13 protein-coding genes and 1 pseudogene are annotated in these 17,317 nt (G+C 73.4%); 10 read left to right on the top strand and 4 right to left on the bottom strand.

Annotation, left to right across the window (positions count from 1 at the left end; genetic code table 11):
* Positions 1-66 precede the first annotated feature (66 nt).
* The 6 genes from IF28_RS0100220 to IF28_RS0100195 all read left to right on the top strand — a co-directional run bounded on the left by IF28_RS0100220 (position 67) and on the right by IF28_RS0100195 (position 6,618).
* Positions 67-978 carry a class I SAM-dependent methyltransferase gene (locus IF28_RS0100220; RefSeq protein ID WP_030211910.1) on the top strand — a complete coding sequence of 304 codons (912 nt, stop codon included), beginning with the start codon at positions 67-69 and terminating at the stop codon, positions 976-978.
* A 182-nt stretch (positions 979-1,160) separates the two neighbouring features.
* The gene (locus tag IF28_RS0100215; protein WP_030211907.1) at positions 1,161-1,694 is read left to right on the top strand and encodes an EF-hand domain-containing protein; all 534 of its coding nucleotides are present in this window, start codon (positions 1,161-1,163) and stop codon (positions 1,692-1,694) included.
* Positions 1,695-1,847: 153 nt separating this feature from the next.
* Entirely contained in the window at positions 1,848-3,677 is a 1,830-nt protein-coding gene (locus IF28_RS0100210; RefSeq protein ID WP_030211902.1) for a gamma-glutamyltransferase family protein, read from the top strand.
* Positions 3,678-3,777: 100 nt separating this feature from the next.
* Entirely contained in the window at positions 3,778-4,653 is an 876-nt protein-coding gene (locus IF28_RS0100205; protein ID WP_030211899.1) for an inositol monophosphatase family protein, read from the top strand.
* Positions 4,654-4,699: 46 nt separating this feature from the next.
* Positions 4,700-6,109, top strand: a complete 1,410-nt coding sequence (locus IF28_RS0100200) for a phytoene desaturase family protein (RefSeq protein ID WP_030211896.1) — start codon at positions 4,700-4,702, stop codon at positions 6,107-6,109.
* A complete protein-coding gene (locus IF28_RS0100195; RefSeq protein ID WP_030211893.1) occupies positions 6,106-6,618 on the top strand; it encodes an O-acetyl-ADP-ribose deacetylase in 513 nt (170 codons plus the stop codon). The genes IF28_RS0100200 and IF28_RS0100195 overlap by 4 nt, the downstream gene beginning before the upstream one ends.
* An 83-nt stretch (positions 6,619-6,701) precedes the next feature.
* On the opposite strand, the gene IF28_RS0100190 is transcribed toward IF28_RS0100195, so the two are convergent.
* Entirely contained in the window at positions 6,702-7,211 is a 510-nt protein-coding gene (locus IF28_RS0100190) for a hypothetical protein (protein WP_030211889.1), read from the bottom strand.
* Between the two features lie 248 nt (positions 7,212-7,459).
* Between IF28_RS0100190 and IF28_RS0100185 the strand changes: the two genes are divergently transcribed.
* The 3 genes from IF28_RS0100185 to IF28_RS0100175 all read left to right on the top strand — a co-directional run bounded on the left by IF28_RS0100185 (position 7,460) and on the right by IF28_RS0100175 (position 13,492).
* Positions 7,460-11,377: a glycoside hydrolase family 2 TIM barrel-domain containing protein gene (locus IF28_RS0100185; protein WP_030211886.1), complete on the top strand. Its 3,918-nt coding sequence runs from the start codon at positions 7,460-7,462 to the stop codon at positions 11,375-11,377.
* A gap of 128 nt (positions 11,378-11,505) precedes the next feature.
* Complete coding sequence (locus IF28_RS0100180; protein ID WP_030211881.1) at positions 11,506-12,987, top strand: AlkA N-terminal domain-containing protein; 1,482 nt, start codon at positions 11,506-11,508, stop codon at positions 12,985-12,987.
* Between the two features lie 22 nt (positions 12,988-13,009).
* Positions 13,010-13,492, top strand: coding sequence for a methylated-DNA--[protein]-cysteine S-methyltransferase (locus IF28_RS0100175; protein WP_030211876.1), 483 nt, complete (start codon positions 13,010-13,012; stop codon positions 13,490-13,492).
* Here the strand turns inward: IF28_RS0100175 and IF28_RS0100170 are convergent.
* The 3 genes and pseudogenes from IF28_RS0100170 to IF28_RS35955 form a co-directional block, all read right to left on the bottom strand.
* Positions 13,489-14,214 carry an SIR2 family NAD-dependent protein deacylase gene (locus IF28_RS0100170; protein WP_030211872.1) on the bottom strand — a complete coding sequence of 242 codons (726 nt, stop codon included), beginning with the start codon at positions 14,212-14,214 and terminating at the stop codon, positions 13,489-13,491. The genes IF28_RS0100175 and IF28_RS0100170 overlap by 4 nt on opposite strands.
* 56 nt (positions 14,215-14,270) lie before the next feature.
* Positions 14,271-14,774: an NUDIX domain-containing protein gene (locus IF28_RS0100165; protein WP_030211869.1), complete on the bottom strand. Its 504-nt coding sequence runs from the start codon at positions 14,772-14,774 to the stop codon at positions 14,271-14,273.
* 102 nt (positions 14,775-14,876) lie between these two features.
* Positions 14,877-15,951 (bottom strand): annotated as a pseudogene (locus IF28_RS35955) (ADP-ribosylglycohydrolase family protein).
* Between the two features lie 145 nt (positions 15,952-16,096).
* On the opposite strand from IF28_RS35955, the gene IF28_RS0100155 reads away from it, so the two are divergent.
* Positions 16,097-17,266 carry a glycerate kinase gene (locus tag IF28_RS0100155; protein ID WP_078620786.1) on the top strand — a complete coding sequence of 390 codons (1,170 nt, stop codon included), beginning with the start codon at positions 16,097-16,099 and terminating at the stop codon, positions 17,264-17,266.
* Positions 17,267-17,317: the final 51 nt, after the last annotated feature.

Below are 17,317 nucleotides of genomic sequence, written 5' to 3'. Positions count from 1 at the left end.
GCGCCGCCCGCCCGCCGACGCCCCGACGGACGCCGGCCCTCCACGCGAACCCACCAGGGAGAACGCATGGCCGACACGGCATCGCCCAGCACCGCCACGGACGGCGTGGAGGGAGGAGTGGGGCTGACCGCCCTCCTGGTCGCCGCGGCGCGGGCGATCGAGACCCACCGCCCCGACAGCCTCGCCCGGGACGTCTACGCGGAGCACTTCGTGCGGGGCGCCGAGGCGTCCGCGCACTGGCCGGTCCGCCCGGACCAGGCTCCGGGCGGGGACGCGAGCCCGCTCTGGGGACGCTTCGCACGCTACTTCGGTCTGCGTACCCGGGTTCTCGACGACTTCCTGCTCCGGTCGGTCCGGACCGCCGGTGCCCGTCAGGTGGTGCTGCTCGGAGCGGGGCTGGACGCGCGCGCGTTCCGGCTCGACTGGCCCTCCGACTGCGTGATCTTCGAGATCGACAGGGAGGCGGTCCTCGCGTTCAAACACAGGGTCCTCGACTCCGTGTCGGCCGAGCCCGGGGCGGCGCGCGTGCCGATCGGGGCCGACCTGCGCGACGACTGGGCCGGCGCGCTGACCGCCGCCGGCTTCGACACCACGGTCCCCACCGTGTGGCTGGTCGAGGGTCTGCTGTTCTACCTGCCGCCCGCGGCCGAGACCGCGCTCATCGACACGGTCGACCGGCTGAGTGCGCCGGGCAGCGCCCTGGCGTACGAGGTCAAGCTGGAGAAGGACCTGACAGAGTACCGCGACAGCCCGCTGTACACGTCGACGCGCCAAGAGCTCGGCATCGACCTGCTCGGCCTGTTCAGCCGGGAGCCGAGGCCCGACTCCGCGGCACGTCTGACGGACCTGGGCTGGACCGCGTCGGTCCACACGCCCTTCGACTTCACCCGCCGGCTCGGGCGCGGCCCGCTGCCCGAGGAGAACGACGCCCTGGCGGGCAACCGCTGGGTGTTCGCGGACCGGACAGGGGCCACATGACTCCGCTGCCGGCACGTTCCCCGTTTCATGCATGGAACGCGCCGTTTCCCCCTGTTCGTGTGTGAAGTGCCGTTGTTTCCCCTGAAGTGGCCTGGACGGCCCGATAGTCGGTACAGCCGCCGGGGGCAGGTCCCCGGCGCGTTCCGACGGCATGGCCCCACCAAGGAAAGGCAGGGTGCACCATGGTGCCCACCACCGAGGCGACCGACCGCATCGAGCTGGTCTTCTCCCTCTTCGACGCCGACGGGAACGGCTACCTCGAGCCGGCGGACTTCGCCTTGATGAGCAGGCGCGTGGCGGCCGCGGTACCGGCCGCGCCGGAGGCCGCCAAGGACCGGCTCGACGGTGCCTTCCGCCGCTACGGTGAGACGCTCCTGACCGAGCTGGACGCGGGCGGTGACGGCCGTGTCAGCCCCGAGGAGTTCCTCGCCGTCGTCCTCGACCCGCGGCGGTTCGACGCCGTCGTGGACGAGTTCGCCGAAGCCCTCGCCGCGATGGGCGATCCCGGCGGCGTCGGCTTCGTGGCCCGCCCCGAGTTCATCGCGCTGATGCTCGCGATCGGCTTCGCACGGCCCAACATCGAGGCGCTCTTCCAGGCCTTCGGCCCGGACCGGGAGGACCGCGTGCGGGCGTCCGCCTGGGCCGACGCCATCAGGGACTACTACCGCCCCGAGAAGTCCGGCATCGCCGGCGACCACCTGGTCCCCGCGAACTGACGAGCCGGTCCGTCAGGCCCGCTCCCCGCTGGGGAGCGGGTACGCGTTCGACCTGGTGAGGAGGGTGGCGCCGGCCGGTGGCGCGCATCTAGTCTGCGTGCGGCAGCGGCCGGAGCCGACAGCCGTCGACGCAGACGAACACCGAGGTCAGGCATGCAGTTCACGACCCGTCCCACCCTCCAGGGCACCTTCGGCATGGTCTCCTCCACGCACTGGCTGGCCTCGCAGTCGGCGATGGCCGTGCTGGAGGACGGCGGCAACGCCTACGACGCCGCCGTGGCCGGGGCCTTCGTCCTGCACGTCGTCGAACCGCACCTCAACGGACCCGCCGGTGAGGTGCCGATGCTGCTCGCGCCCGCCGGCGGCGAGGTGCGGGTGCTGTGCGGACAGGGCGTCGCCCCGGCCGGGGCCACCGTCGCCCACTACAAAGGGCTCGGCCTCGACCTCGTCCCCGGCACCGGGCCGCTCGCCGCGGCCGTGCCCGGCGCCTTCGACGCCTGGATGCTCCTGCTGCGCGACCACGGCACGAAGCCCCTCGCCGACGTCCTGAAGTACGCCATCGGCTACGCCGAGGACGGGCACCCGCCCGTGGAACGGGTCGGCCGGACCGTCGAGACGGTGCGCGAGCTGTTCGAGACGGAGTGGACCTCCTCCGCCGACGTGTATCTGCCCGGCGGCCGCTCCCCGCGCCCCGGTGAGCTGCTGCGCAACCCCGCCCTCGCCGCCACCTGGAAGCGGCTGCTCGCCGAAATCGCCGGGGCGGGCGGACGGGAGGCGCAGATCGACGCCGCGCGGGACGTGTGGCGCACCGGGTTCATCGCCGAGGCCCTGGTCCGGCAGTCCGGCCGCCCCACCCTGGACACCAGCGGCGAACGCCACACGGGCACCATGACCGCCGCCGACCTCGCAGGCTGGTCCGCCACGTACGAGACGCCGGTGACGTACGACTGGAACGGCTGGACCGTGTGCAAGGCGGGCCCCTGGAGCCAGGGGCCGGTACTGCTCCAGCAGCTCGCCCTGCTGCCGCCGGAACTGCCCCGCTACGGCTCCGCCGACTATGTGCACCTGCTGATCGAGGGCTGCAAGCTCGCCATGGCCGACCGCGAGGCCTGGTACGGCGACGCGGCCGAGGTGCCGCTCGACGACCTGCTGTCGGCCGAGTACAACGCCGAGCGGCGGACCAGGGTGGGCCCCCGCGCCTCCCACGACCTGCGGCCCGGCAGCCCCGGCGGACGCACCCCACGGCTCAGCGCGCACGCGCACCTCGTGGCCACCGAGGACCCCGGTGCCGGAGCGATGGGCGTCGGTGAGCCGACGTTCGCCAAGAGCCCGACGTCCCCCGTGCCCGGCGAACCCGATGTCTCCGCCGACGGCGGCACCCGCGGCGACACCTGCCACCTCGACGTCGTCGACCGCTGGGGCAACATGATCGCGGCCACCCCCAGCGGCGGCTGGCTCCAGTCCAACCCCGTCGTGCCCGAACTGGGCTTCCCGCTCGGCACCCGGCTGCAGATGACCTGGCTCGAGGAGGGCCTGCCCAACACCCTCACCCCCGGCCGCCGCCCCCGCACCACCCTCACCCCGTCCATGGCCCTGCGCGACGGGGTGCCCGTCATGGCGTTCGGCACGCCCGGCGGTGACCAGCAGGACCAGTGGCAGCTGCACTTCCTCCTCGCCGTCGCTCTGCGCGAGCCCGTGCGCGGCGGACTCGACCTCCAGGGCGCCATGGACGCCCCCAACTGGCACAACGACAGCTTCCCCGGCTCCTTCTTCCCGCGCGGCATGCGCCCCGGCAGCGTCACCGTCGAGTCCCGCACCGACCCGGCGGTGGTGGAGGCGCTCCGCCGCCGCGGTCACGAGGTGACCGTCGGCGACGACTGGTCCGAGGGCCGGCTCTGCGCGGTGGCCCGCGACCCGGCCACCGGCGTCCTCTCGGCGGCGGCCAATCCGCGCGGCCAGCAGGGCTACGCCGTGGGCCGCTGAACCCACGCCCGCAGGGGCGCACACCCCATTTTCATCCCGTTTCCACCTGGAGTGCACCGGACGGGCGGGGAATGTCAGTGGTGCGTGCTCTCATGGAGACATGATCGAGACACACGAAACCATCGACGAGTTTCTCGCCCGCCACTCCTCCGACGTGGAGGAGCTGATCCGCAAGGCCGCGGCGAAGGAGATCCTGCCGCGCTGGCGGCGGCTCGGCGAGCACGACGTGGACCTCAAGTCCGGCCCGCACGACCTGGTGACGGACGCCGACCGGGACGCCGAGCTGTACCTCACGGGAGAGCTCGCCACCCTGCTGCCCGGCTCCGTCGTGGTCGGCGAGGAGGCGGTGCACGCCAACCCGGCGTCGTACGAGGCGATACAGGGCGACACCCCCGTGTGGATCGTCGACCCCGTCGACGGCACCCGCCAGTTCGTACGCGGCGAGACCGGGTTCTGCACGCTGGTGGCCCTCGCGGTGCGCGGAGTCGTCCACGCCTCCTGGACCTACGCCCCCGTCCGCGAGCAGTTCGCCACGGCCGTACGGGGCAGGGGCGCCCTCCTCGACGGCGAGCCGCTGCGCGCCGGCTCCCCGGAACCCGGCCGCGACCTGCGCGTGGCCACCTCCCACCCCGACTACACCACCGACGAACAGAAGCGCGCCCTGCTCGGCCTGTGGACCGAGGGCGTGGCCCCCCGCTCCTGCGGCTCCGCCGGGCTGGAATACCTGGCGATCGCCCGCGGCGAGTCCGACGCGACCGCGTTCAGCTGGGAGGCCGCCTGGGACCACGCGGCCGGACTGCTCCTGGTCGAGGAGGCGGGCGGCACCCACCTCACCCGCGCCGGCCTGCCCTTCAGCGTCCGCGGCGGCAACACCCTGCCCTTCACCGCGGCCCGCGACGAGGCCACCGCCCGCCGGGTCGTGGAACTGCTGTCGCGGGATGCCCCGGGAGAACGCGAGCGCCCCGGCATATCCTGATCCCCCAGTGGCCGTCGGCTGACGAAGGAGTCCGAAGGTGCCGTCGATGCTCGATGCGGTCGTGGTGGGTGCGGGGCCGAACGGGCTGACGGCTGCCGTGGAACTGGCCCGGCGCGGCTTCTCCGTGGCCCTGTTCGAGGCGAAGGGCACCGTCGGCGGCGGGGCCCGCACCGAGGAACTCACCCTGCCCGGCTTCCGTCACGACCCCTGCTCCGCCGCGCACCCCCTCGCGATCGGCTCGCCCGCGTTCCGCGCCCTGCCGCTGGAGCGCTACGGCCTTCAGTGGCTGCACCCCGAACTCCCCATGGCGCACCCGTTCCCGGACGGCACCGCGGCCGTGCTCTCCCGGTCCGTGGGGGAGACCGCCGCCTCCTTCGGACCGCGCGACGCCGGCACGTACCGCCGGCTCGTCGAGCCGTTCCTGCCCAAGTGGGACACCCTGGCAAGGGACTTCATGTCCCTGCCGCTCACCGCGCTGCCGCGCGACCCGCTCACCCTCGCCCGCTTCGGACTGGTCGGCCTGCCCCCGTCGACCTGGCTCACCCGCCGCTTCCGCGACGAGCGGGCCCGCACCCTGTTCGCCGGCCTCGTCGCCCATGTCATGGCGCCCCTCGGCGGCTTCGCCACCTCCGCCGTCGGCCTGGTCTTCGCGCTCGCCGCGCACTCCCGCGGCTGGCCCGTCGCCCGCGGCGGCTCCCAGTCCCTCTCCGACGCCCTCGCCGCGTATCTGAAGGACCTCGGCGGCAGCGTCCACACCGACTACGAGGTCAAGCGCCTCGACGACCTGCCACCGGCCCGCGCCTACGTCTTCGACACCTCGCCCACCGCCCTGGCCCGCATCGCCGGCTTCGGCAGCCACTACGCGCACTACCGCTACGGCCCCGGCGTCTTCAAGATCGACTACGCGCTGGACGGCCCCGTCCCCTGGACCGCCCCCCAGGCCCGCACCGCCGGCACCGTACAGATCGGCGCGGACAGCGGCGAGATCGGCGCCGCCCTGCGCGCCGCGTCCCGCGAAGGCCGCGCCCCCGACGCGCCGTTCCTCATCACCGTGCAGCCCGGCGTCGCCGACCCCACCCGGGCCCCGGCGGGCAAGCACGTCTTCTGGGTGTACGGCCATGTGCCCAACGGCTGGACCGGCGACCTCACCGACGCCATCGAACGCCAACTGGAGCGCTACGCCCCCGGTTTCCGTGACCGCGTCCTCGCCCGCGCCACCGCCGGCCCGCCCGAACTCGCCGCCCGCAACGCCAACTACGTCGGCGGCGACATCGCCTCCGGTGCGGCCTCCGGACTCCAGCTGATGCTGCGTCCGAGGCTCTCCCTGTCCCCGTACACCACCCCGCACCCCGCCGTGTTCATCTGCTCGTCGGCCACCCCGCCCGGGCCCGGTGTGCACGGCATGTCGGGTCACAACGCGGCGAAGGCCGTCTGGAAGAGGCTGCGGCAGTCATGACCCCCACCCTCACCCTCGTCCAGGGCGACATCACCGAGCAGAGCGCCGACGCGATCGTCAACGCGGCCAATTCGTCCCTGCTCGGCGGCGGGGGCGTCGACGGCGCGATCCACCGCCGGGGCGGCCCGGAGATCCTGGCCGAGTGCCGCGCCCTGCGCGCCTCGCGGTACGGCAAGGGGCTCCGTACCGGCCAGGCGGTCGCCACCACAGCGGGCCGCCTCGACGCCCGCTGGGTGATCCACACCGTCGGCCCGGTCCACAGCGCCGGCGAGGACCGCTCCGCCCTGCTCGCCTCCTGCTACCGCGAGTCGCTGCGCGTCGCCGACGAACTGGGCGCCCGCACGGTCGCGTTCCCCGCCGTCTCGACGGGCGTCTACGGCTGGCCGATAAACGACGCGGCCCGCATCGCGGTGGAGGCCGTCCGAGCCGCCGGCACGGCGGTCGAGGAGGTCAGATTCGTCCTCTTCGACGACCGGGCGTACGCGGCGTTCGCGGAGCACGTGCGCTGACGCGCGCGTACGGCGCCGCGTCCGCGCGTACGGAGCGGTCCCCGTCCGTACGGTGCCGCGTCCGCGCGTACCACCCCCCGGTGTCAGTGGCCGCCCTCGCCCGGCAGGCAGGTGCCCTCGAGGGTGCGGCCGACGATCTCCACCTCGACGTGGCCCGCGCCGTCGACCTCGCCGTTGACGCACACCCGGCCCTCGCCGCCGCCGACCAGGACACCGTGAGCGGGGACCCCGTAGCCCTGCCTGCGCAGCTCGATCTGCTCCGGCCGTACTCCGAGGGCCTCGGCGACCGCCGCGCCGAGCCCGTCGTCCGCCGGCCCGCCGAGGACGGCGGTCAGCGCCTTCGCCCGTGGTGCGGCCGCCTCCTGCTGCTCGGCGGTGATCGATATCCGGTCGCGGTAGGCGTGGTTCTCCGCCACCCGCTGGTTCCAGTCGAAGGGGATGCAGGGGGAAGGAGTCGGCCCCTGCTCCTCGGGGAGGGGACAGTAGGCCTGCGGCTCGGCGCGCGGCCGCTCGGCGTTCCCGCACCCTGCCGCCACCACGGCCAGCAGGACCAACGGCACGGCGGCGAGGAACCGGCGACGACTTCGTGGCATGACCCGATCATTCCAGACGGGCGGGAGCCCCGGGCCCGGTCGAACCATCAGGACCGCACAGAGTCCGACGGGATCGTTGCTTCGGTTGTGTTCGAGTTCTAGGGTGTGGCTGGCTCAGTAGTTGCTCCGTCACCACCAGTCGCGATTCCTCCCTGTCGTAACGCGCCCCGTTCTCCGGCGTGTTGAGGGGCAGTCCGACGTGCCCTCAGTCCGCGCAGTGCTCTGTCGTACCGAGGAAGGCCACGGCCATGCCGCATCCCCCCATGTCTCCCGCCGACCGGTCCGCCCGCTTCGCCCGGCCGGTCGTCAGCCGCCGCCGGCTCCTGGAGTCCGGCGCCGCCGTGCTCGGCGCCCTCGCCCTGTCCGCGTCGGCCGTCCCCGCGTGCGCGGCCGGCCGGCGGACGGCGGCCGACGCGCCCCCGGAGTGGAACGACTTCGGCGTCTTCCGGCTCGGCACCGAGCCCCCGCACACCACACTCATGCCGTACGGGGACGTCGGACAGGCCCTCGCCGCCGACCGCACCCGGTCGCCCTACCGGCAGAGCCTCGACGGCACCTGGAAGTTCGCCTACGCCGACCGCCCCGAGGACCGCGACCCCGACTTCCACCGCACCGACACCGACGACGGCGACTGGGACACCATCCCGGTCCCGTCCGTGTGGCAGCTGCACGGCCACGACTTCCCGATCTACCTGAACATCACCTACCCGTACTGGGGCCCCAACGGCCGCGGCGAGGAACCCCGGCCGCCCGCCGCCCCCACCCGCTACAACCCGGTCGGCCAGTACCGCCGCACCTTCACCGTCCCGCGCGCCTGGAAGGGCCGGCGCACGTTCCTCCACTTCGAGGGCGTCAAGTCCGCCCACTACGTGTGGATCAACGGCGAACTCGTCGGCTACGACGAGGACTCCTACACGCCGTCCGAGTACGACATCACCGACCACCTGAAGCCCGGCACCAACCAGATCGCCGTCGAGGTGTACCGCTACTCCGACGGCGACTGGCTGGAGGACCAGGACATGATCCGGCTGAGCGGCATCTTCCGCTCGGTCCACCTGTACTCCACCCCGGCCGTGCACCTGCGCGACTTCAGGCTGGAGACCCCGCTGAACGACGCCTACACACAGGGCGAGCTGGCGGTCACGGCGAGCGTACGGGCGTACGGCGGCGGGGAGCCGGGCCGCTACACCGTCGAGACCCAGCTGTACGACGACCGGGGCCACGCCGTCTGGGCCCGTCCGCTGGAGCAGACCGCCGATCTTGGCACGGCCGGCGCCGGCGAGGACGTCACCGTGCGCGCGGCGAAGGCCGTACGGGAGCCCCGGCTGTGGTCGGCCGAACACCCGAACCTCTACACGGCCGTTCTGCGGCTCCGCGACCCGGCCGGCAAGGTGACCGAGACGCTGTCCCACCGCGTCGGCTTCCGCGAGTTCGCCATCGTGGACGGGCTGATGCGGATCAACGGCAGGCCCGTCTCCTTCCGCGGCACCAACCGCCACGAGATGCACCCGTCCCGCGGCACCGCCCTCACCCGCGAGGACCTGGTCGAGGACATCGGGATCATCAAGCGGATGAACATCAACTCCGTCCGCACCTCGCACTACCCGAACAACCCGCTGTGGTACGAACTCGCCGACGAGTACGGCCTCTACCTCGTCGACGAGACCAACCTCGAGACCCACGGCATCCGCGACGCGTACCCGGGCGACCACCCGCAGTGGACGGCGGCCTGTGTCGCCCGCGCCCAGAACATGGTCCACCGGGACAAGAACCACCCGGCGGTCGTCATCTGGTCGCTCGGCAACGAGGCCGGCGGCGGTTCCACCTTCACCGCCATGCACGACTGGATCCGCTCCTACGACACCACCCGCGTCATCCAGTACGAGGGCGACGACCGGCCGGGCATCAGCGACATCCGCTCCCGGATGTACGAGAGCCCGTCCCGTATCGAGCAGCGTGCCGCCGACACCGCCGACACCCGGCCGTACGTCATGATCGAGTACTCCCACGCGATGGGGAACTCCAACGGCAACTTCAAGAAGTACTGGGACATCGTCCGCCGGCACGACGTCCTCCAGGGCGGCTGGATCTGGGACTTCGTCGACCAGTCCCTCTACACACCCGTTCCCGTCCGCACCCTGCTCACCGAGGACGGTCCGGCCGGACTGCGCGGCGAGATCCTCGCCACCCGCGGCGAACTCGACCGCGACAAGGGCCTGTCCGGCATCACCGTCTTCGAACGCCACGACAGCCTCGACCTCACGGGCTCACTGACCCTGGAGGCCTGGATCACGCCCGGGGTGACGGGCGGCCACCAGCCCGTCATCGCCAAGGGCGACACTCAGTACGCGCTCAAGCAGAGCGGCCGGACCCTGGAGTTCTTCATCCACGGCGGCGGACAGTGGATCGCCGCGAACTGGACCGTGCCCGACGACTGGACCGGCCGCGAACACCATGTCGCCGGCGTCTTCGACGCGGACGCCGGCACACTCACCCTGTACGCCGACGGCGCCGTGAAGGCCACCCGCACCACCGACCGGCGCCCCGACAACAACACCGCGCCGCTCGCGCTCGCCTCCGACGCCGACAACCAGACCCGCGAGTTCAGCGGCACGATCCGCCGCGCCCGCGTCTACGCCCGCTCCCTCACCGCCGCCGAACTGGCCTCGGACGACCGGGGACCGGGCGACGACGGCGTACGGTTCTGGTTCGACGCCGCCACGGTGAAGACCGGCCGACGGCGGCCCGCGGAACGGACGTTCCTCGCCTACGGCGGTGACTGGGGCGACAACCCCAACGACGGCGCGTTCGTCGCCGACGGCATCGTCACCGCCGACCGGGGGCACACCGGCAAGGCCGCCGAGATCAAACGCGTCTACCAGGCGGTCAACGCCACCCGCACCTTGGGCGCGTCCGACCCCGGCGCCGTCACCCTCACCAACGAGTATCTGTTCACCGATCTCCGTGAGTTCGACGCCCGTTGGGAACTCGTCGCCGACGGCGAGGTGGTACGGCGCGGACGGCTCACCCGCGACCAGCTGAACGTGCCGCCGCTGTCCGGGAAGGACATCACCCTGCCCGTACGTCTCCCCGGGAACCCGGCAGCGGGCACCGAGTACTTCCTCCAACTGTCCTTCACCACCAAGGAGTCCACCCCGTGGGCGAAGGCCGGTCACGAGGTGGCACGGCAGCAACTCCCGCTCGACGCCGCAGGACCGGCCGTAACCCCTGTGCCCCTGTCGCGCGTTCCCGCCCTGCGCCACGAGGACCGCGACGAGGACATCCGCGTCACCGGGAAGGGCTTCTCCGTCACCGTCGACAGGCGCACCGGCACCATCACCTCCTACGAGGCGAAGGGCACCCGCCTGATCACCTCCGGGCCCGTGCCCAACTACTGGCGGGCCCCCACCGACAACGACCACGGCAACGGGCACCACACCCGCAACCAGACCTGGCGCGACGCCGGCGCCCGCCGCGAGGTCACGGGCGTCACCGTACGGACCCTGGACGACCGGGCCGTCGAGATCACGGTGGCCGGCACACTGCCCACCTCGACGGAATCGACGTACACCACCCGCTGCACGGTCTTCGGCAACGGCGAGATCAAGGTCGACCACACCCTCCACCCCGGCGCCCCGAACCTCCCCTACATCCCGGAGGTCGGCACACTGCTGTTCCTGCCGCGCGCCCTGGACCGCCTGCACTACTACGGGCGCGGCCCCGAGGAGAACCACTGGGACCGCAACACCGGGACGGACGTGGGCCGTTACACGTCCACCGTCGCCGACCAGTGGACTCCCTACATCCGCCCGCAGGAGAACGGCAACAAGACGGACGTCCGCTGGGCGGCCCTCACCGACGGACGGGGGCGCGGCCTGCTGGTGTCGGGCGAACCCCTCCTGGAGATCAACGCCTCGCACTTCACCCCGGAGGACCTGTCGGCCGGAGTCCGGCACGACTACCAGCTCACTCCCCGGGACGCGGTGGTCCTGAGGGTCAACCACCGGCAGATGGGCGTCGGCGGCGACAACAGCTGGGGCGCCCACACCCACGACGAGTTCAAACTCCTCGCCGACCGCGACCACACCTACACCTACCGGCTGCGCCCGCTCACCGACGTGGACGAGGCGACCGCCCTGTCCCGCAGGCCCACAGCGGGGGAGTGAGCGGGAGGATCCCCGAGCGGCGCCGGCCGGGGGCGGCGCCGCAGGCGATCCGGACAGGCCCAGCCCACATGAGGTCCATGTCGGATTCCCGCCAGACCCGGACGCCCGGCGTGCCCGATCCTTGAACCATGCAGAAGGGGATGCACACCGACACCGAGCGCTGCGTGCGCGCCGTCCGGTCCAAGGACGCGCGCTTCGACGGCTGGTTCTTCACCGCCGTCCTGACCACCGGCATCTACTGCCGTCCGAGCTGCCCGGTGGTCCCGCCCAAGCCCGAGAACATGGTCTTCCACCCCAGCGCGGCCGCCTGCCAGCAGGCGGGATTCCGGGCCTGCAAGCGCTGCCGCCCCGACACCAGCCCCGGCTCGCCCGAGTGGAACGAGCGTGCCGACCTCGTCGCCCGCGCCATGCGTCTGATCGCCGACGGCGTCGTGGACCGCGACGGCGTCCCCGGACTCGCCGCCCGGCTCGGCTACAGCCCCCGGCAGATCGAACGCCAGCTCCTCGCCGAGCTGGGCGCGGGCCCCCTCGCGCTCGCCCGCGCCCAGCGCGCCCAGACCGCCCGGCTGCTCATCGAGACGACCGGGCTGCCGATGGCGGAGATCGCCTTCGCGGCGGGCTTCTCCTCCATCCGCACCTTCAACGACACCGTCCGCGAGGTCTACGCGCTCGCCCCGACCGACCTGCGCACCCGGGCGCCGAAGGACGCCTCCCACGGCACCCCCGGCGTGCTCTCCCTGCGGCTGCCGTTCCGCGCCCCCCTCAACCCCGACAACCTCTTCGGCCACCTCGCCGCCACCGCCGTACCCGGCGTCGAGGAGTGGCGGGACGGTGCCTACCGGCGCACCCTGCGCCTGCCGTACGGGCACGGCATCGTGGCCCTCACCCCGCGCCCCGACCACATCGCCTGCCGCCTCACCCTCGGCGACCCCCGCGACCTCACCGTCGCCATCAGCCGCTGCCGCCGCCTGCTCGACCTGGACGCCGACCCGGTCGCCGTCGACGGCCTGCTGCGGACGGACCCGGTGCTCGCACCCCTGGTGGACAAGGCGCCGGGGCGCCGGGTGCCGCGTACGGTCGACGCGGACGAGTTCGCCGTACGGGCCGTCCTCGGCCAGCAGGTCTCCACGGCCGCCGCCCGTACGCACGCGGCCCGCCTGGTCACCGCGCACGGCACACCGGTCGACGACCCGGAGGGCGGCCTCACCCACCTCTTCCCGTCCCCCGAGGCGCTGGCCGCCCTCGACCCCGAGACCCTCGCCATGCCGCGCACCCGGCGCACCACCTTCACCACCCTGGTGGCCCGCCTGGCCGACGGTTCGGTCAACCTGGGCGTGGAGAGCGACTGGGCCGAGACCCGAGCCCTGCTCCTCGCCCTGCCCGGCTTCGGACCCTGGACCGCCGACGTCATCGCCATGCGCGCCCTGGGCGACCCGGACGCCTTCCTCCCCACCGACCTCGGCATCCGCCGCGCCGCCCGCGACCTGGGCCTGCCCTCCACCCCCGCCGCCCTCACCGCCCGCGCCGCGGCCTGGCGGCCCTGGCGGGCGTACGCCGTCCAGTACCTGTGGGCGACGGACAGCCACCCGATCAACTTCCTGCCGGTGTAGCGAGACCAAGGACCCGAGACCGATGAGACACCACACCGTGACCGACAGCCCCTACGGCCCCCTGACACTCGTCGCCGACGACGGCGTCCTGTGCGGCCTCTACATGACCGGCCAGCGCCACCGCCCGCCCGAGGAGACCTTCGGCACCCCCGACGACATCCCGTTCGCGGAGGCGCGGGAGCAGCTGACCGCCTACTTCTCAGGGGAACTGAAGGAGTTCACCCTCCCATTGCGCCTGCACGGCACCCCGTTCCAGCGCCGCGTCTGGGACCAACTGACCCGCATCCCGTACGGCGAGACCCGCACCTACGGCCAACTCGCCGACACCCTCGGCAACTCCAGGGCATCCCGCGCGGTCGGCCTCGCCAACGGCCGCAACCCGATCGGCATCATCGTCCCCTGCCACCGCGTCATCGGCACCACCGGCAGCCTCACCGGCTACGGCGGCGGCCTGGACCGCAAACGACGCCTGCTGGACCACGAACGCGAAGCCGCCCTGTTCTAGGCGGCGATCCGGCGCAACAGTGCCGGCAGGGAGGTGCCGAGCGGTTCGCGGATGACCTCGGCGGCCAGGTCGTCGTACGGGGTCGGCTGCGCGTTGACGATGATCAGGCGGGCGCCGTGGTCGGCGGCGACCCGGGCGAGGCCGGCGGCGGGGTGGACCTGGAGGCTGGTGCCTGCGGCGACGAAGACGGTGCAGGCCTTGCTGATCGCCGCCGCCTCGCCCAGCACCACCGGGTCGAGGTGTTCGCCGAACATCACCGTCGCCGGTTTCAGGACGCCACCGCAGTCCAGGCACGGCGGGTCGGTCTCGCCGGCCGCGACCCGGGCGAGGGCGTCCGTCATCGGACCGCGTGCGTGGCACCTGGTGCACACCACGGTCCGTACCGTGCCGTGGAGTTCGAGCACCTTGCGGTCCGGCATGCCGGCGAGCTGGTGCAGACCGTCCACGTTCTGCGTGATCACCCGCACCGGCACCCCGGAGCGCTCCAGCTCGGCCACCGCGCGGTGCGCCGCGTTCGGCTCGACGGCGTGGGAGAAGTTCTCGCGCCGCATCCGCCAGGAACGGCGGCGGATCTCCGGGTCGCCCATGTAGTACGCGTACGTCACCAGCTTCTCGGCCTCGGGATCACGGCGCCACAGACCGTCCGGACCGCGGTAGTCCGGGATACCGGAGTCCGTGCTGACACCGGCACCGGTGAGAAGGGCGACGAGGGGCTTGCTCATGCGGGTGAGGGTAGGCCGAGGGGCGACGGCGCGGCGAGCGGATAAGGGCCGCGGGCTCAGTGCACCCGGTGGCCGTCCTCCAGTTCCGCGGTGCCCGAACCGTCGGCGAGGACGTCCAGGGCGGCCAGCGCGCGCCGGCCCAGGGAGCCGCGGAGGTACCCGGTCAGCTCCTCGCGCGGTACGAGCCGCCAGGACAGCAGCTCCGACTCCTGCAGCCGGATCGCGCCGAGGTCGTCCTCACCGAGCACGCCGCCGTCGTACAGATACAGCACCACCGGCGGCCGGCCGGGCCCCTTCACCCAGTCCACCACCAGCAGCCGGCCCGGTTCCCGGTCCAGCCCGATCTCCTCCAGGGTCTCCCGGCGGGCCCCGGCGCGCGGGCCCTCACCGTCGTCCGACTCGATCGTCCCGCCGGGCAGCCCCCACCCCTCCCGGTAACCCGGCTCGACGAGCAGCACCCGCCCCTCCCCGTCGCGGAAGAGGACGGCGGCGCCGGCGAGGACATGGGGGAGGGAGGCGATGTAGGCGGCGTAGTCCTGGACGGGCGGGGTGGTGGTCATGCCGGGAAGGGTAACCGCGGCACCGGGCACGGAGCCGGGCGCACGACAGCACACGCCGTCCCACGACCGGCACCGGACGGCGCACACGCCGGGGCCCGGATCTCAGGTCTCCGCGCGCGCCAGCCGCAGTGTGCGTTCCGCCAGGTCGCCGACGCGGGCGCCGTCGAAGCCGAAGACGGCGCTGCGGACCGTGTCCTGGAGGGGGTCCTTCCACTGGCCGGGGATGGCCGGGGCGCCGCAGTGGACGCCGGCCACCGAGCCGGCCGTCGCGCCGTTGGAGTCGGTGTCCAGGCCGCCGCGCACGGTCAGGGCGATGGTGGTGGTGAAGTCGCCGTCGCCGTACAGCAGGCCGGAGGTGAGGACGGCCGCGTTCGGGACCGTGTGGATCCAGCCCAGGCCCGCCCGTCTCCCGCTCCAGCGTGCCGAGCGTGTCCGCCCAGGGCAGCCCGGCCTCGTGCAGGGAGACCACCCGGCGCACGGTGCGGGCGAGGCGGCAGCCCGCCGGGATCACCGTCAGCGCCTCGTCCACCGCCTGCCGCACCGTGGGCGCCGTGAACGCCGCCGAGATCAGCGCCGCCGCCCACATCGCCCCGTACACGCCGTTGCCGGTGTGGGACAGCACCGCGTCCCTGCGGGCCAGCGAGGCGGCGCGGTGCGGGGCGCCCGGGGAGGTCCAGCCGTGGACGTCGGCGCGGATGAGGGCGCCGATCCACTCCTGGTACGGGTTGTCGTAGGTGGCCGTGAGCGGGGGCCTGAGGCCGTTCGCGAGATTGCGGTAGGCGGCCCGTTCGGCGGTGAAGGTCTGGAGATACGGCAGTCGCAGCAGCCACAGGTCGCCGACCTGCTCGGTGGTGAAGGCGAAGCCGTGGGTCTCCAGCAGGTCGAGGCCGAGGATCGCGTAGTCGACGTCGTCGTCCCGGCAGCTGCCGTGGACGCGGCCACGGACGCAGTCCCGCCACTCGGGCCGCAGGTCGCGGCCGTCGCGCTCGGTCGGCGGCGCGGGGAGGTAGTCGGTGAGCGGGAGGGCGTCCGCCCCGCGGAGGTAGCCGTCGATGCGCTCGCGCGTCCACACCTCGCCCTGCTCCACCGGTTTGCCGAGCATGTTGCCCGCGATCCGGCCCAGCCAGCCCCCGAGGATCCGGTCGGCGAGTGTCGGTCCCGTGTCCCCCGTACTCATCGCGGTCATGGGACCGGTCTACCCGGTTCCGGGCCGTTTCACGGGCTGGGCGAGGCGTGGCGGCGACCGTGGCCGCCGGTTAGGGTCACAGCGGCGCGACTGGCCTTGCCGAGCGTGCGAGGCCCGGAGAACAAGGGGTAGGCAAGTGGCGGACGCTGCAGCAAGCGGCACTCGTACGGCGCAGTCGGCACAGCGGGTGCTCGTCGCCGCGGACAAGTTCAAGGGGTCGCTGACGGCCGTGGAGGTCGCCGAGCGGGTGACGGCCGGGCTGCGCCGGATCGTACCGGACCTGACGGTCGAGGCACTTCCGGTGGCGGACGGCGGCGACGGCACCGTGGCCGCCGCGGTCGCTGCCGGATTCCAACGGCGCGAGGTACGGGTCACCGGCCCCCTCGGGGACCCGGTGACCGCGGCGTACGCGCTGCGTGACGGCACCGCCGTCGTGGAGATGGCGGAGGCGAGCGGGCTGCAGCGGCTGCCGTCCGGCGTCCTCGCACCGCTCACGGCGTCCACGTACGGATCCGGTGAGCTGGTGCGGGCCGCGCTGGACGCGGGGGCGCGGAGCATCGTGTTCGGGGTGGGCGGCAGTGCCACCACGGACGGCGGCGCGGGGATGCTGTCGGCGCTGGGGGCGCGGTTCGTGACGGCGTCCGGTGAGCCGGTGGCCCCCGGCGGCGGGGGGCTCGCCGAGCTGGCGTCCGCCGATCTGTCCGGGCTGGACCCGCGGCTGGGCTCCGTGGAGTTCGTGCTGGCCAGTGACGTCGACAATCCGCTGACCGGGCCGAAGGGCGCGCCCGCGGTGTACGGACCGCAGAAGGGGGCCTCACCGAAGGACGTGGAGCGGCTGGACGCGGCGCTCGCGCACTTCACGAAGGTGCTGGAGGTGGCGGTGGGGCCGAAGGCCGCGGAGTACGCCGCCTCCCCCGGCGCGGGAGCGGCCGGCGGCATCGGCTACGGCGCGCTGCTGCTGGGCGCCGCCTTCCGGCCGGGCATCGAGGTCATGCTGGACGTGCTCGGGTTCGCGCCGGCGCTGGAGCGGGCGGATCTGGTGATCACGGGAGAAGGCTCCCTGGACGAGCAGACGCTGCACGGGAAGGCCCCCGCGGGAGTCGCCGCGGCGGCGCGTGCGGCGGACAAGGAGGTCGTCGCGGTGTGCGGGCGGCTGGCGCTGCCGCCGGAGGTGCTGGGCCGGGCCGGGATCCGGCGGGCGTACGCGCTGACGGATCTCGAGCCGGACGTGGCGAAGTGCATCGCGGAGGCGGGCCCGATCCTGGAACGCACGGCGGAACGGATCGCGCGCGACTTCCTGAGCTGACGACCGGTGGCCCGCCACCGGACCTGACGCCGTCTCACCCCTCGCGCCGCG

Source organism: Streptomyces sp. NRRL WC-3626 (genome assembly GCF_000718785.1).
Taxonomy (GTDB): domain Bacteria; phylum Actinomycetota; class Actinomycetes; order Streptomycetales; family Streptomycetaceae; genus Streptomyces; species Streptomyces edwardsiae.
Note: the sequence above shows the minus strand (reverse complement) of the source record. Positions and strands in the feature narration are given on the sequence as shown.